Below are 17202 nucleotides of genomic sequence, written 5' to 3'. Positions count from 1 at the left end.
AAAATGAGAAAGATATATAAACTGTGTATTGGTATTGCGTTGAGTGCGATTATTGTTGCTTGTGCGGATAAACTCGACTCTGATAAATATTTTAAAGACCGTCGTTCTTTGGAGGATGTATTTACTGATAAAGAAAATACAGAAGAATGGTTGGCGCATGCTTACTCCTTTTTAAATGGTTACAATTTGGAAGTATCTATGATGTTGAATACCATCACTAATTTTGCCGATGATATCTATTTTGGAGGTAATAGTCTTGCTGTGTATAAGGAGTTCAAGACTGGTACTTACGATGAAAGCTATCGGCATTCGTGGAGTGAAAGTTATAAAGGTATTCGTCAAGCATCTATCTTTATCCAGCATATTGATATGAACACGAAATTTACCGAAGAGGAGAGGGCCGATCTGAAGGCGCAGGCACGTTTTGTGCGTGCTTACTATTATTGGTTATTGTTGCGTAAATATGGTCCTGTGCCTTTGTTACCTGATGAAGGACTGGATTATACTGCCAGTTATGATGATTTGGCCATCCAACGTAGTTCGTATGATGAATGCGTAGAGTATATCGAATCGGAGATGCTCTTGGCTGCCAAAGATTTGCCTCTGAACCGAGCTCTTAATCAGGGCGCGCGTCCTACACGCGGAGCGGCATTGGCGGCTCGTGCCAGAGCGTTGTTGTATTCGGCAAGCCTATTAATAACCCACGTCCGGGGGAGGCAGATAAGTTTTCGGATATGGTAGACTATGATGGAAATTGTCTGATGTCTCAAGAATATAATGAATATAAGTGGGCAAAGGCAGCAGCTGCGGCCAGAGATGTAATGGAACTTCCCGGGGAAAATAACGGACGTCGTTATGAGCTTTATCATAAGAAGGCTACTGATATTGCCGAACCTGGATATCCTGCTACCATTGCTCCTTATCAGGATGGTGATTTCTCGACAAAAACATGGAATGAAGGTGGTTATAGTGATATAGATCCTTACGAATCTTACCGGTCGGTTTTCAACGGTGCGTTAGCGATGTATCAGAATCCGGAGCTGATTTTCAGCCGTGGACGTAACCAAGGGGGGAACAGTTTGGTTGAAATGGTGAAACTTCAAATGCCGAGAACATTAGGTAATGGAAGCAATGCTTATGGTATGACAATAAAGATGTGTGATGCTTACTATATGTATGATGGCTCGGAGTTTAACCGCCAAACCTTTTTGGATACCTGTCAGGTTGGAAATCGTTTTGTGACTAAAAAGGAAGGAGAAGCAGGAACATATCCTCATTTAAAGAAGGGGGTGTGGAAAGAGTATGCATGGCGTGAACCGCGTTTCTATGCTTCCGTTTCGTTCAATGGTTGCGTGTGGCCTTTACTAAAAAATGCAGAGACAGTTGATTATAAAAATGACGTTGAGAAACAAGTTAACTATTATTACGGTATCAATACAGACGGTTTCTCCGGTACTGGTGTCTATTTACGATCCGGGATCGGTATCATGAAATATGTGCATCCGGATGACACGAATCGTAAGGAAATCAAAGCGAAAGCAGAGCCTGCCATTCGTTTTGCCGAAATCCTGTTGATTTATGCTGAAGCACTGAATGAACTGGAAGACGGTTCCTCATACGACATTTCGTCATGGGATGGATCTACTACTTATTCCGTTAGCCGTGATATTAATGAAATGAAAAAAGGTATCAGGCAAGTACGTCGCCGTGCAGGTGTGCCTGATTATACAATGTCGGAATATCAGGATCGGGATGTATTCCGCAAAAAGTTGAAACGTGAACGTCAAATTGAACTTATGGCCGAAGGGCAGCGCTATTTTGATTTACGTAGATGGAAAGATGCAGAAGTGGAAGAGTCCAAGAAAAATTACGGATGTAATTTCTATATGTCGGACACAGAGGAGCAGAGAGAACAATTTTATACTCCGATTGAAATTGCAGACTTACCTACTGCTTTCTCGCGTAAACTCTATTTCTGGCCTATCAGCCATGATGAGTGAAACGTAATAAACGGTTGACGCAGAATCCGGGATGGACGTACAATGATTAATCTCCTAATAAGAATATGATATGAAAAAAATATATATATGCTTAAGTTTATTGGCTGTCATCGTCTTGGGAACCGCTTGCAATAATGAGTGGGAAGATGAACAGTATGAACAATATGTGTCTTTCAAAGCGCCTATTGCTTCAGGAGGTGATGGTGTTACTACCATTTATGTAAGATATAAGGACAATGGAAAGGTGACTTATCAGCTACCTATCATTGTCAGTGGCTCTACAGTGAATGGACAAGATAGAGATATACGTATAGCAGTGGATAAGGATACGCTGGAAACACTGAATATTGAGCGTTTTAGTCTTTATCGTCCGGAATTATGGTATACGGAAATGGAGGAAGATAAATACGAATTCCCCGAAACAGTACATATTCCTGCCGGTTCGTGTGTAGAGCAATTGAATATAGATTTTAATCTACAAGGCATTGATATGTTGGAGAAATGGGTTTTACCATTGACCATTGTTGATGATGGAGCCTCTGATTATCAGAGTCATCCGCGTAAGAACTATGCAAAAGCTTTGTTGAAAGTAGTGCCTTTTAATGATTATTCCGGTTCGTACACGGCTTCTTCCATGAAAGTGTACACCTATATAAATGGCAAGCCTGACAACAACGCGAGAACGACGAACAAGCGTACAGGATATGTGATAGATAACAATTCCGTATTCTTTTATGCAGGTCTGATTAATGAGGATATGGATAAAGACATACGTAAGAAGTATAAAATTAATGTACATTTTAAAGAGGATGGAACATTGGATATGGAGCCGGACGATCCAACAAACGAGATGGAATTCAAACTGATAGGAACACCTATCTACAGTAGTACATCGATAATGGACGCTACCCGTCCTTACTTGGAACGTCGTTATGTTCAAATTATGTTTGAATACGATTTTCAAGATTTTACCTATGGTGGAAGTGGTACAGAAGTTATTCCTATCAAGTATAGAGTAGAAGGAAGCATGACGCTTCAACGGAATATCAATACGCAGATTCCGGATGAAGATCAACAGATTGAATGGTAATCTTATAAATGAGTAGAGGTAGGGAAGATATTAGGAATAGTGTCTTCCTTATTTTGTTTATATATGGGGTTAGATTAGCTGTTCCTCATCTCTGTTTACCTGTTTTTTTCCTTTATTGATTTGTATTTTTCCCTTTCTCTTAAAAAACTTCTCTACTTTTGCTACATAAGTCAGTCACACGAAACCGACAAAAAGCATAGTTAATTAAATCAGAATAATTATGAACATCAAAAAACATTTGCCTTGGTTGGGAGCTTTATTACCCGTGGCCAGTATGCAGGCAGAGACAAAACCCAATGTGGTCGTCATCTATGTAGATGATATGGGAATCGGAGATATCGGTTGTTATGGAGGTAAGTTTGTTCCTACTCCGAATATTGATAAGATAGCGCAGGACGGATTGTTATTCAATCAGTATTATTCATCCGCACCGGTCAGCTCACCTTCACGTTGCGGATTGACAACAGGCAAATTCCCGATTGAAGTAGGAATTAATACCTTTTTAAATAATAAAGCCAGCAACAAGAAGTGTGAACAGCGTAACTTTTTGAGTGACAAGAATCCTTCCATGGCACGTGCTTTCCAAAGTGCAGGTTACGCTACCGGGCATATAGGTAAATGGCATATGGGAGGCGGACGCGACGTGCACAATGCACCTTCTATTAAGAATTATGGTTTTGACGAATATATATCAACGTATGAAAGTCCGGACCCTGAACCTGCAATCACTGCTACAAACTGGATATGGTCGGCCAAAGACAGCGTAAAACGCTGGAGACGTACCGAGTACTTTGTAAACAAGAGCATCGACTTCGTTAAACGTCATAAAGATCAGCCTTTCTTTTTGAATCTCTGGCCGGATGATATGCATACCCCTTGGGTACCGGAATTTAAGCAAAAGGATAACAAAAGCTGGAACACAGAAGAAGCCTTCATCCCTGTTCTTGCTGAAATGGACAAACAGATCGGACGTTTTATCAAAGCATTGGATGAGTTGGGATTGTCGGAAAATACAATCGTGATTTTCACTAGTGATAATGGACCGGCGCCCAGTTTCCAATCCGTTCGTGCTGCCTATTTAAGAGGAACGAAGAACAGCCTTTATGAAGGTGGAATTCGTATGCCGTTCCTTATAAAATACCCCAAGAAAATAAAGGCTGGACAAGTGAATAATGAGAGCGTACTGTGTGCTGTCGATTTATATCCCTCTTTATGTGCGATAGCCGGAATTGAAACAGAGAAAGGTTATCAGGGAGACGGACAAAATTATGATAAAGTTCTTTTGGGTAAATCGAAAGCTAAACGTAAAACGGATTTGATGTGGGATTTCGGTAGAAACCAATTCTTTAAGAAACCGGGAAATGCAAACGACAGAAGTCCTCATCTGGCTATACGCAGTGGCAACTGGAAGCTATTGATAAATAGCGATGGAAGCGATGCACAGCTGTACGATATTGAAAAAGACAAATTCGAGAAGAACGATGTGGCGCAGTCGCATCCGGAAGTCGTAGCTAAGTTGAGCAAAAAAGTATGTAAATGGTTTGCGGAAAACAAAGACAAAGGAAAAGAGTAATACAGTGAAAACAAATTATAAACCAATATTAAACTTTATGAATTCTAAATTATTACTATTACCGACCGCCTTGATGGTTGCTGGCCATTCTGCAGCAGAGGCGAAAGGCAAGAAATCGGACAAACGTCCTAATATCTTGGTAATTCTTGCAGATGACCTTGGCTATTCTGATCTGGGATGCTATGGTAGCGAGATTCATACTCCTAATTTGGATAAACTGGCACAAGAAGGAGTACGCTTTAATCATTTCTATAATGCAAGTCGTAGTTGCCCGACTCGTGCTTCCCTGTTGACGGGACTTTATCAGCACCAAGCCGGAATTGGACGAATGACCTTTGATGCTCACTTGCCGGGCTATCGCGGAACACTCTCACGCAATGCCGTTACTATTGCCGAGGTGTTGAAAGAAGCAGGATATACCACCAGTATGGTTGGAAAATGGCATGTTGCAGAGACTCCACTCCGTAAAGACCAACGCGAATGGTTGGCACACCGTGTCTTCCATGATACATTCTCTGATTTATGTCATTATCCCGTCAATCGTGGGTTTGATTCTCACTATGGAGTAATTTATGGAGTGGTGGATTACTTTGATCCGTTCAGTCTGGTAGAAGGTGAAGTGCCTATAAAGGAAGTACCCAAAGGATATTATATAACCCAAGCTCTTTCTGACCGCGCTGTGCAGGAAGTGGAAGAATATGCAAAGGATGATAAACCATTCTTTATGTACTTGGCTTATACAGCACCACATTGGCCGCTGCATGCACTTCCTGAAGATATTGAGAAATATAAGGATACTTATAAAGTAGGTTGGGAAGCTATCCGTAATGCCCGTTATGAACGTCAAAAGCAGTTGGGTATTTTCCCGGGAATGGATAACTTTTTGTCCGAACGTCAGTTTCATGACAAATGGGAAGACAATCCACATGCAGAATGGGATGCCCGTGCGATGGCCGTTCACGCTGCAATGATCGACCGTGTAGATCAGGGTATTGGACAAATTATCGAGGCTTTGAAAAAGACCGGACAGCTTGATAATACACTGATTCTTTTCTTGTCTGATAATGGTTGCAGTAACGAAGACTGCCAGAACATGTCTGGTGGAGAGAACGACCGTCCGGATATGACTCGTGATGGAAAGAAAATCATTTACCCGCGTAATAAACAAGTATTGCCTGGACCACAGACTACATACGCTTCATTGGGAGCCCGTTGGTCTAATGTAGCGAATACTCCATTCCGCTTTTGGAAAGCTAAATCTTATGAGGGAGGAATCTGTACTCCGATGATTGCTCATTGGCCGAAAGGAATTAAAAAGAACGTGGGTGGCATGACATCTGAAATAGGTCATGTGATGGACATCATGGCTACTTGTGTCGATTTAGCGGATGCTGAATATCCAACTACCTATAAAGGACATGATATTCTTCCAATGGAAGGAAAGAGCTTGCTTCCTATCTTCAAGACCGGACATCGCAAGGGACACGCCTATCTGGGTTTTGAACATTTCAACGAACGTGCTTTTCTTTCCAATGATGGCTGGAAATTGGTTCGCCCGAAAAATAACTCTCAATGGGAATTGTACAATTTGAATGAAGACCGGAGCGAGCAACATGATCTGGCTGCTAAATATCCGGAGAAGGTGGCAGAAATGTCAAAAGCCTACGAAGCATGGGCTAAGCGTTGCATGGTAGAACCTTACCCGGGACAGAAAAAGAAATAACTGTCATTCCATTTAAAACGGAATGAATAGAACATTGAATGAATAATGGGGATGAGGTTGTTCTTGATTAAGAATCATTCATCCTCATTGATATATCTAAAGATCTTATTCTTTTGGGAATAAAAATAAGTACAAATGAAAGTTCCATATAATAATTTGGATATGCAGATGCAGAAGAGTTTCTTAATAGTGTTTACTTTAATAGTGACAAATACAGCAAATCTTGCAGCAAAAAGTTCACCTTGGGATATAGCGGACAAAATAGTAGCAGAACTTAATCCGGTGACTTTTCCTGATAAGACATACAACATTGCTGATTTTGGTGCTGTAGCAGATGGGAGAATGCCTTGCAAAGGTGCTTTTGATAAGGCTATAACACAATGTAGTGATCAAGGCGGCGGTAGAATAATTGTACCTGCAGGAACTTATTATATGAATGGACCGCTGGTATTTAAGAGTAATGTCAATATCCATTTGGAAGATGGTGCTATCTTGAATTTTAGTAGTAACCAGGAAGATTATTTGCCCGCGGTAATTACACGATGGGAAGGTACGGAGTTGTTTAATTATTCTCCGCTAATTTACGCTTATCATGTACAGAATATCGCTTTGACTGGAAAAGGCACGATAAATGGCAATGGTTCCAAGAAATTTTCTGCCTGGGCTGATAATCAGAATATAGACAAGGAAATACTAAGACGAATGGGACGTGAAAACCTGCCTATTTACAGGCGTATATTTGGAGAGGGTTTCAGATTACGTCCAGGGTTTATCGAACCGTATGGCTGTGCAAATGTGCGTATTGAAGGTATCACAATCAAAGATTCACCGTTCTGGGTGATCCACCCGATATTTTGCAACAATGTTATTGTTCGTGATGTAACGGTTGACAGTCATAATCGGAATAACGATGGTTGTGATCCTGAATCATGCAGCAACGTTTTGATTGAAGGTTGTACTTTCTCCACGGGCGATGATGCTATTGCTATTAAGTCGGGACGGGATAATGATGCTTGGCGTATTGGACAGCCTACTGAAAATGTCGTCATTCGCAATTGCACCTTTTGGTCAAAAATAAACGGGGTATGTATCGGAAGCGAAATATCGGGAGGTGTACGTAATGTATTTATAGAAAATATTAGTATCCTTAAATCATCGAATGCCATCTATTTCAAATCGAATCTTGACAGAGGGGGATATATCGAAAATATTTATGTTCGCAACATACAGGCTGACTCGGTGCGCACAGCTTTGGTTCGCGTAGAACCGAATTATAAGGGAGAGCGATCGGGATTTCATCCTACCTTGTTCAACAAGATTACGGTCGAAAACGTAACTTGTGGGCAAACGAATGAGTGTGCTATATCCATGGCTGGATTCCCGGAACTACCTATAAGAAACATTACGTTGAAGAATATCACCGTAGATAAGGCTGTGTCGGACTATCGCTTGGAGAATGGTGAGAATATTATTTTCGAGAATGTGAGAGTAAATGGTGAAAAATTACCGGAAAAACCAGAAGCGAAAAAGATTAAGAAACTTCGTGTTTTATAAGATATACTGTCATTATTAAGTGCCAAACATACTTGTAATGGGATATTCGTTGAATTAAAAATATAAGGCAACTAGCTCGCAAAGAGTTAGTTGCCTTTTTGAAAGAGAGAATTACTCTTGTTAGGATAGAAAAGTGAGAATTTTCAGAATGTTCTTGTTCATATACTTACTACTTTTGTAGTAAGGAATATTATTCTATTTGTCCAATGGTAGAAGACCTCATACTTCCTATCTGTCCATCTTTTCCCAGCGTTTCCGCTTGAATAATCAATGGAGTGGAATATTGATTATTATAGCATTCAATCACCGCTTTTCCATTTTCATCAGCTTGTACGGATGGATTCCAGTATAACGTCCGTCTTTTGTCCACTTTATCCATATACAATTCCTTGGTCGGGTAGGCAGGAGAATAATATTCCAAAGGACGGGTATATCCCTGGATAACGGTTTGTCGGGTACCAAGTACGGCACTCTGACTTTTATTCAACACATCGCGTCTGGGTAGGGGAATCAGGTAGAAAACACTGTATTTATCCAGTTTGCTGATATCCACTCCCGTACTATCGGTAACTTCGGACATTTTGGTGTTTTGGATAATCTCGTCATCGATGCCTCCTGTTCCTTTGCTGATGATGATAGAGGCCAATCCATCCACCTCGGTCAACATCATTTGAGTTTCTGTCTCGGATAAAATGTGGTTATCCATGATATAGCAGATCGGTTTCTGCCGATAAGTAAGCTTGTCATTGCTACGATCCCAATCGAATTGCGGACTTAACTTTTCCATTAATTCCGGAATAGTTGTGACAATCTTCCCATTGTCACGTAATAAATCTACAGAACGGCGTACGTCGTAATAAGCGTCGATGCTTTTCTCATTGATTTTAGTAGCCATATTACTTCCTTGCCGGCGTTTACTTTTTATTTCCACCTCATCCAATACATAAAGTCCTTCTACCTTTCGGATAGAATCCATGTATAGAGAATCAAAACTCTCGGCTTTCTGTTGCCAGTAGGCCAAGTCTTTCCATTCCGGATGAAGCTCCTTGTAGCCGTAAGCCCGCGGAGCGGGGGAGAAATTACGGTCGATCAGGATAGAAGCATCCTTATTACGTTCTTTACCGACTTTCCGGGTTTGGATCACTGCCTCCGTCGTTCCTTCAAAATCTTCCACCGGAATGCTGAAACGGCCGTTTTCATCGGTCACGGTTCCTCCGGTTATGAATTGATCGTCCTTCTTTACGATCACGCTAAGCGCAATATCTTTCAGTTTATTTTTGAGAATGGTTGATTTCACCTGCCCGTTCAGTGCTAATTGTGTTTCCGGCAATTGAAGCGGAGTGAAAGGAGCGGTAGAGATGGCCTGGCTCATGTCGTATTTACGCCATCCGTGCACCATCAATAAAACATCCAGTTCGGTTTGCTTCCGCGGAGACGGAGACGCAAAGTAATAACCGGGTTGATGGATATATCCTTTTAAATCGGAGGTTAATAGCAGGTCAGTGAAAATATTGTTGTCATACTCCAAATAATCCGACCGGACACCATCCCGGATGCTGACCGACAATTCTCCGGACACAGGTTCCCCCTTAGCATTCTTTATTTGCAATTCACAACGGATGGGAGCGTAGGGAGCATACACCTCTTTCAATTTTTTTGTCGATATTTGCAGGGGAGCACGCGGATTGGCAAAGACAAAACGTTCGCACAATGTATTGCCTGCCCGGTTGATGAGCTGACTTGCAGTACGCCTGCCGGTAGCTTACGGGTGGGTAGAATAAACTCCTGCGGAGCATCCGACCGGCAACTAATCAATTGATGAACATACGGGCGTCCCTGATGACTGATAAATACAGCCAGTGTATCTTGAGGAGTAGCGGCATTACAGAAAACTCTCACCAAAAGGGCACCGGCATTACTGACAGTGCTCAAAACATACCCGTTAGGCAATGCCTGTGGAAGGGTAAATTCATATTTCTTTCCTTGAAAATCGACTTTAGCAATCGCAGGTTGAGCTGAAGGCGTATATTCAAAACGCCCCATTCCATCGTGCAAAGTCTCGAAAGAAGTGATTTCTGCCCCTTCTTTGGTATAGATCGTTCCCGATAATTCGATATTCCCTTCATTTTTACTCTCCGCCTTGAAAGCCACTTGCGAAGTCACCCCCTCCACTAATTGTCCTCCTTCAGGGAAAAAGCGTACATTTAACTTCTCCTCTGTTTCCGACGGACGGTTCTCCATCGACGAACTAAGTTCGTAAGTCGTGATACTACGTTCCAGCTTATCACTATTTGTCAGTTGATAAATAGGAAAAGTGCGCGAAAAGTACTGTGGTTCATTAAAAGCAAGCATCCAGCGGGTATAGGCACGTACCTCGTAATAGCCGGATAACATGGAAGGGGGAAGAATGAATTGTCCGTTTCCTTCTCCCTGTGTCAGTTTGATGATTTGTTTATCTGCTATATGCCCTGTCTGGTCTACCAACTCTACATATAGAGGACGACTGATCTGACTGAAAGTCTGTTGTTCAGCAAGAGTGACATAAGCCTTGAACCAGATCGTATCTCCGACGTAATAACTCGTATTGTCAAAATGCAAATACGCCTTCTCCCGTGGAAAGTTGTTGGCAAATGTTTGTGCCTGGTTCATGTATTGTTGGAATACAACCTTGGCGGGAGGTACTTCTCCTGACACATACGCGGTCAGGAGATTACATACAATGAGTATCAGTATGAATAGTTTGTTCTTCATGATAGCTTACTATTTTATCTTTTTCGGTCTGCTTGGAATCTTTTCGAAGATAGTCTTAATACGCTGCATATCCAGCTTGGGACGTCGGTCATAATAATAAATTCCATTTTTCTCTAAATCAATGTCGGTCAATTGCGTGTAGCAAAATCCTGTAACGTCCGGTGAGGAAGCTATTGTCTGTATCAACCCTTCCAGCCGTTCGTAGATCCTTCTTCGTTGGTGAGCATACCTCCATACCCCCATGAGTTATCCCGTTTGGTAGATTCTGTCCAAAGTATACCTCCGAATTCTCCGATGAAAAAAGGCTGGTTGTTGTAAAATGCCATTCTGTTGTTAGGCTTCAAGTGCTGTGCAAAACGCATGGCATCAGATTCGTAGTTTCGGATGCTCCATATATCACTCATGAAATGCACATCTCCTGCAATACCGTTCACAGGACGTGAAGGGTCTATGGCTTTGGTCAGTTGATAGGTACCGATGCACAGGCGCATCATTGTACCCGTCAGGAGGGTTAATGCGTCTTCAAGCGGCTGATTGAAGGGAACCCAGGTGATGATTGACGGGTGGTTGCGATCCCGTGTGATAACTTCTGCCCATTCGCTAAGGAAGTTGCGTGATGCTACTTCGTTCTTGATATTCATCCCCCAGTTGGGAGATTCTCCCCAAGTTATAAATCCCAATTTGTCGGCCCAGTAATGGAATCTTTCTTCAAATACCTTCTGATGAAGACGTGCTCCGTTGAATCCGGCAGCTTTGCTTAATAGAATATCATTTTTCAGAGCTTCGTCGTTTGGAGCAGTCCAGAGTCCATCCGGATAATATCCCTGATTTAAGACGAGGCGTTGAAAGTAAGGTTCATTGTTTAAATAGATCATTCCATCTGCCGTATGCACCTTACGCATACCTATATAAGATTTTACCTCATCTACGGTTTCTCCGGTCGGACTTTTGATACTGTAGACAATATCATAAAGGTGTGGATCTTCGGGACTCCAGAGTTTCATGTTTTTAATGGGAAGGATGACAGGAGTTCCGTTGTTACATTTTACAGTTTTTTGAACCACCTTTTTCTGATTGTCATACAAGGTGATTTGAAGCGTCCTATCATTGGATGCCTGATAAAATTCGGGTGTGATGATTAACTGCTCTTCATCAATATCCGGAGTGGTTACGGCTGATTTCAGACCATAGTGAGAAACAGCTTCCATCCATACGGTTTGCCAAATACCTGTGACACGGGAGTAGAAACATCCATAAGGAGATATCCGGGTAGATTGCTTACCGATAGTTTGAAGCCCTGAACGGGCATCATCCGTGACATAAACAACTAGGTTGTGCTTTTGTCCCGCTTTGACGGCAGGAGTTACATCCATTGAAAAAGAAGAACTTCCTCCATAATGACTGCCTACATAATGCCCGTCAATGAAGACTTCTGCATAATAATCGACCGCTCCGAAGTGCAGTATGATTTTCTTTCCCTCCCAGTCGGAAGGTATGGATATGGGACGTTGGTACCACATCTGATTGATAAAATCGGTATAATTCACTCCTGACAGTTTACTTTCAGGACAGAAAGGGACGGTAATCGTATTACTGAATTGCTTGGCTATTGTCAACCGCCGGCTTCTCCCCGAATTGGAGAAGTCGAACTCGTATGTCCATTCACCGTTGAGATTAATCCATTCGGATCTTTCAAATTGAGGTCTTGGATATTCCGGACGAGGAATATCATTGGCTGCGTTTAATGTAAAGGATAACAATAAGCCGGCCAAAATCAGATGTGCCTTTTTCATTATTTATTTTTTTTGTTTTGCGTTTTGTGCGCAAAGTGTATTAGTTTATACAAAGATAGGACATTTGACATACAAAAGAGGAAACATATTGTTCAATAAAAGAAAAAAGCTGTTCATTCTAAAAAACATTGGTGGTAACATTGAATCAAATGTTGAAAATAGAAGGGAACTATTGTCTTTTAAATAGGGAATTTTCTTTTCGGGTATCACATATACCTGATTTTGTTCTTTATTGATTAGCATTTTTCCTTCCTTTTCCTTAAACTTCTCTACTTTTGTTTTCCAGATAATTGATAATACTATGGTAAAGAAGAATTTCTTAATGACTGCCCCCTTACTGATGGCATCGTTTTGTTCGGCACAAGAGAAGCCGAATGTCGTACTGATTATGGTAGATGATATGGGTTATTCCGATATCGGCTGCTATGGTGGAGAAATACTGACCCCTAATATTGATGCGTTGGCATCCAAAGGAGTACGTTTCACACAATTCTACAACACTTCACGTTCTTGCCCCGCCCGGGCCAGTTTAATGACAGGACTATATCAACATCAGGCAGGTATCGGTCAGATGTCCGAAGACCCGTTTAAAAATCCCGGCCAGAAGAGTCCGAATGATTGGGGTGTACCCGGATACAAAGGATTCCTCAACCGCAATTGTGTCACAATAGCCGAAGTTCTGAAAGAAGGCGGCTACCATACCTATATGGCAGGTAAATGGCATTTGGGAATGCATGGAGAAGAAAAGTGGCCCTTACAACGGGGATTTGAACGCTTCTACGGAATTTTGGCAGGAGCTTGCAGTTATCTCCGTCCATCGGGAGGACGCGGCTTAACCCTTGACAACACAAAACTTCCGGAGCCGGAAGCACCCTATTATACAACAGATGCATTTACCGATTACGCGATTCGCTTTGTTGATGAGCAGAAAGATGATAAACCTTTCTTCCTATATCTGGCATTTAACGCTCCTCACTGGCCGTTGCAGGCAAAAGAAGAAGACATTCAAAAATTCACGAAGATCTATCGTGAGAAAGGATGGGATGAAATTCGTGAAGCAAGACGGAAGCGGATGGCTAAGTTGGGAATTATCGACTCGAATACAGAGTTTGCCGAATGGGAAAATCGGAAATGGGACGAACTGACAGAGAAGGAAAAAGATGAAGTAGCCTACCGGATGGCCGTTTATGCAGCGCAGGTGCATTGTGTAGATTATAATGTAGGAAAACTGCTGGACTACCTGAAGAAGAACCGTAAGTTGGATAATACGCTTGTCATGTTCTTGTCCGATAACGGTGCTTGTGCCGAGCCATACGCTGAATTGGGAGGCGGGAAAGTGTCTGAAATCAACAATCCGGCTTGTAGCGTGTTCCCTTCTTACGGAAGAGCATGGGCACAGGTTTCCAATACTCCGTTCCGTAAATACAAATGCCGTTCTTATGAAGGAGGTATTTCTACCCCTCTCATCGTGTCGTGGAAAAGCAATCTGAAGAATAAGAAAGGTGAATGGTGCCGTGTTCCCGGTTATCTGCCGGACATTATGCCGACCATCCTGGAAGCAACAGGAGCCGCCTATCCGGAAACTTATCACGGCGGAAACAAAATATATCCATTGGTAGGCAGTAGCCTTTTCCCTGCTATTCAAAAGAAAGCAGACTCTATCCATGAATATATGTATTGGGAACATCAGAACAATAGAGCGATCCGCTGGGGAAACTGGAAAGCAATCCGCGACGAAAAAGGAAAAGAGTGGGAATTGTACGATGTGGTTAAAGACCGTACCGAACGTAACAATCTGGCAGAACAGCACCCTGAAGTGCTTACCAAGTTAGTTGCCGAATGGGAGAAATGGGCGAATGCAAACTTTGTATTACCGAAACATCCGAAGAAATAAATAAAGGAGGAACACAAAATGAATAAATTACTAGTAAGTGCATCCGTAGCCTTGGGAGCTACCAGCCTGTCTTTCGCCCAGCAAACGGAAAAACCGAACTTCCTATTGTTCATAGCCGACGATTGTTCTCATTATGATTTGGGCTGTTATGGCAGTGTTGATTCGAAGACTCCGAATATCGACCACTTTGCCACACAGGGAGTACGCTTCACACAAGCCTATCAGGCTGTTCCGATGTCATCGCCTACCCGCCATAATCTATATACTGGTGTATGGCCTGTACGTAGCGGGGCTTACCCTAACCATACTTGTGCCAATGAAGGCACATTGAGCGTTGTACATCATCTGCAACCGTTGGGTTATAAAGTCGCGTTGATCGGGAAATCGCATATTGCCCCGAAATCAGTATTTCCTTTCGACCTTTATGTACCTCCTTTGAAAGGTGGGGACTTGAATTTTGAAGCAATTCAGAAATTTATTTCCGATTGCAAGGCGAAAGGCGAACCTTTCTGTCTGTTTGTAGCTTCCAATCAACCACATACTCCCTGGAATAAAGGCGATGCCTCTCAATTTAATGCGGACAAACTGACACTGCCTCCTATGTATGTAGATATTCCCCAGACTCGCGAGTTGTTTACCCATTATCTGGCAGAGATCAATTATATGGATCAGGAATTTGGTAATGTCCTTTCTATCTTGGATCAGGAAAAAATGACGGATAAATCTGTTGTCGTATATTTGAGCGAACAAGGCAACAGCCTGCCTTTTGCCAAATGGACTTGTTATGATGCGGGGGTACACTCTGCCTGTATCGTTCGTTGGCCGGGAGTGGTTAAGCCGGGAAGCGTAAGTGACGCGTTGGTAGAATACGTAGATATTGTCCCTACTTTTGTCGATATAATAGGAGGAAAGCCGCAGGCAAAAGTAGATGGAGAAAGCTTTAAACCGGTATTGACAGGCAAGAAGAAAGCACACAAGAAATATTCTTTCTCCCTTCAGACCACGAGAGGCATCAATGCCGGATCGCCTTATTATGGCATCCGTTCGGTATACGACGGCCGATACAGATATATTGTCAATCTCACCCCGGAAGCTACTTTCCAGAATGTTGAAACAAAATCTCCTTTGTTTAAAGAGTGGAAAAGTCTGGCGGAAACGGATAGTCATGCAAAAGCGATGACGACTAAATACCAGCATCGTCCGGCTATCGAATTGTATGATGTGAAGAACGACCCGTATTGTATGAAGAATCTGGCGGAGGACGCGAAACAAGCTTCTACCATCAGCCGCTTGGATAAAGAGTTGAAACGCTGGATGAAGGATTGTGGAGACGAAGGACAACCTACCGAGATGCGTGCCTTCGAACACATGCCGGGAAAGAGAAAATAAACCGTCACACATCAAAACGAATGAAACACAGAATGTTATTTATAAATCGTATATCATGAAAAAAGAATTTTTTGGTTTGCTTTGTGGATGTACTCTGCTTCCGGCATTTCTTCATGCGCAGACAGAGCGTCCTAATATTGTGATTGTATTGGCCGACGATTTGGGTTGGGGTGATGTAGGATTTCATGGTAGTGAAATCAAGACTCCCTGTTTGGATGCTCTGGTGGGCGAAGGAGTGGAACTCGAACGCTTTTACACTTCTCCCATCAGTACGCCTACCCGTGCGGGGCTGATGACGGGACGTTACCCGAACCGGTTTGGTGTCCGTTCGGCTGTTATTCCGCCCTGGCGTGAGGACGGACTGGATGAGAATGAAGAAACGATGGCCGATATGCTGGCACGTAACGGATATAAGAACAGAGCCATTATTGGTAAGTGGCATCTGGGGCATACCAAGAAAGTGCATTATCCGATGAATAGGGGCTTTTCGCATTTCTATGGTCATCTGAACGGTGCGATAGATTATTTCGACCTGACGCGTGAAGGTGAACTGGACTGGCACAACGACTGGGAAACCTGCCACGACAAAGGATATTCTACCGAATTGATAACCAAAGAAGCCATCCGCTGTATCGATGCATACGAGAAAGAAGGTCCGTTTATGTTGTATGTGGCCTATAACGCACCTCATACCCCTTTGCAGGCACAGGAAAAAGATATAAAACTCTATACTGACAATTTCGACAGCCTGACACCGAAAGAACAGAAGAAAGTGACTTATAGTGCAATGGTTTCCTGTATGGACAGGGGAATCGGTGCTATTGTAGATGCCTTGAAGAAGAAAGGAATTATGGACAACACTTTCTTTATCTTCTTTAGTGATAACGGCACTGCCGGTGTTCCGGGATCTTCATCAGGACCTTTGCGTGGACATAAATTTGACGAGTGGGATGGAGGGGTACATGCACCGGCTGTTCTTTATTGGAAGAAAGCAGAGAAACAATATAAGAACTTGAGTTCACAGGTGACAGGTTTTGTTGATCTTGTTCCCACATTGAAAGATTTGGTAGGAGATCACAGCCGTCCGAAACGTGAATATGACGGTATCAGCATCCTCCCTGTATTAAACGGTAAAAAGGCCTGTATCGACCGCGATTTTTATCTGGGACACGGAGCAGTAGTCAATAAAGACTATAAACTGATAAGAAAAGGTATGAAACCGGGACTGGATTTGAAACAGGACTTCCTGGTTGATTATAAAACAGATCCTTACGAAAAGAAAAATGCCAGCGCAGGAAACGAGAAAATTGTGAAAGCTTTGTATGAGGTTGCCCTGAAATATGACACGATCACTCCTTGTATACCGGAAGTACCTTACGGTAAAGGTCGTGACGGATTCAAAGCTCCTAAAGAATGGAAAGTAGTACGTTGAATC

Annotated in this window: 7 protein-coding genes and 3 pseudogenes; 8 read left to right on the top strand and 2 right to left on the bottom strand. The window is 42.5% G+C overall.

All coding sequences use genetic code 11. The features are described 5' to 3' along the window. Window positions 1-3: 3 nt before the first annotated feature. The 5 genes and pseudogenes from DXA05_RS03675 to DXA05_RS03655 all read left to right on the top strand — a co-directional run bounded on the left by DXA05_RS03675 (window position 4) and on the right by DXA05_RS03655 (window position 7940). Window positions 4-2050, top strand: a pseudogene (locus DXA05_RS03675) (RagB/SusD family nutrient uptake outer membrane protein). A 20-nt stretch (window positions 2051-2070) separates the two neighbouring features. After that, the gene (locus DXA05_RS03670) at window positions 2071-3090 is read left to right on the top strand and encodes a DUF4973 domain-containing protein (protein WP_087318141.1); all 1020 of its coding nucleotides are present in this window, start codon (window positions 2071-2073) and stop codon (window positions 3088-3090) included. Window positions 3091-3310: 220 nt separating this feature from the next. Then, on the top strand, window positions 3311-4663 hold the full coding sequence (locus DXA05_RS03665; RefSeq protein WP_087318142.1) for a sulfatase-like hydrolase/transferase: 1353 nt from the start codon (window positions 3311-3313) through the stop codon (window positions 4661-4663). 37 nt (window positions 4664-4700) lie between these two features. Then, a complete protein-coding gene (locus DXA05_RS03660; RefSeq protein ID WP_087318143.1) occupies window positions 4701-6386 on the top strand; it encodes an arylsulfatase in 1686 nt (561 codons plus the stop codon). 135 nt (window positions 6387-6521) lie between these two features. Continuing rightward, window positions 6522-7940 (top strand): glycoside hydrolase family 28 protein, encoded by a 1419-nt coding sequence (locus tag DXA05_RS03655; RefSeq protein ID WP_087318144.1) that lies wholly within the window; start codon window positions 6522-6524, stop codon window positions 7938-7940. Window positions 7941-8130: 190 nt separating this feature from the next. Here DXA05_RS03655 and DXA05_RS03650 read toward each other — a convergent pair. Together DXA05_RS03650 and DXA05_RS03645 are read right to left on the bottom strand one after the other, a co-directional pair. Next, window positions 8131-10691, bottom strand: a pseudogene (locus DXA05_RS03650) (hypothetical protein). A gap of 9 nt (window positions 10692-10700) precedes the next feature. Further along, a pseudogene (locus tag DXA05_RS03645) lies at window positions 10701-12484 on the bottom strand (sugar-binding domain-containing protein). 301 nt (window positions 12485-12785) lie between these two features. On the opposite strand from DXA05_RS03645, the gene DXA05_RS03640 reads away from it, so the two are divergent. The 3 genes from DXA05_RS03640 to DXA05_RS03630 are packed head-to-tail and all read left to right on the top strand — an operon-like array spanning window position 12786 to window position 17199. Continuing rightward, a complete protein-coding gene (locus tag DXA05_RS03640; RefSeq protein WP_162487422.1) occupies window positions 12786-14378 on the top strand; it encodes an arylsulfatase in 1593 nt (530 codons plus the stop codon). A gap of 18 nt (window positions 14379-14396) precedes the next feature. Further along, a complete protein-coding gene (locus DXA05_RS03635; protein WP_004310842.1) occupies window positions 14397-15767 on the top strand; it encodes a sulfatase in 1371 nt (456 codons plus the stop codon). 55 nt (window positions 15768-15822) lie between these two features. Further along, complete coding sequence (locus DXA05_RS03630) at window positions 15823-17199, top strand: arylsulfatase (protein ID WP_118218239.1); 1377 nt, start codon at window positions 15823-15825, stop codon at window positions 17197-17199. Window positions 17200-17202 lie beyond the last annotated feature (3 nt).

Origin of the sequence: Bacteroides sp. AM54-2NS (assembly GCF_003602935.1) — a bacterium.
Lineage (GTDB): Bacteria > Bacteroidota > Bacteroidia > Bacteroidales > Bacteroidaceae > Bacteroides > Bacteroides xylanisolvens.
The sequence above is the reverse complement of the archived record's forward strand: the minus strand, read 5'-3'. Positions and strand labels throughout refer to the sequence as shown.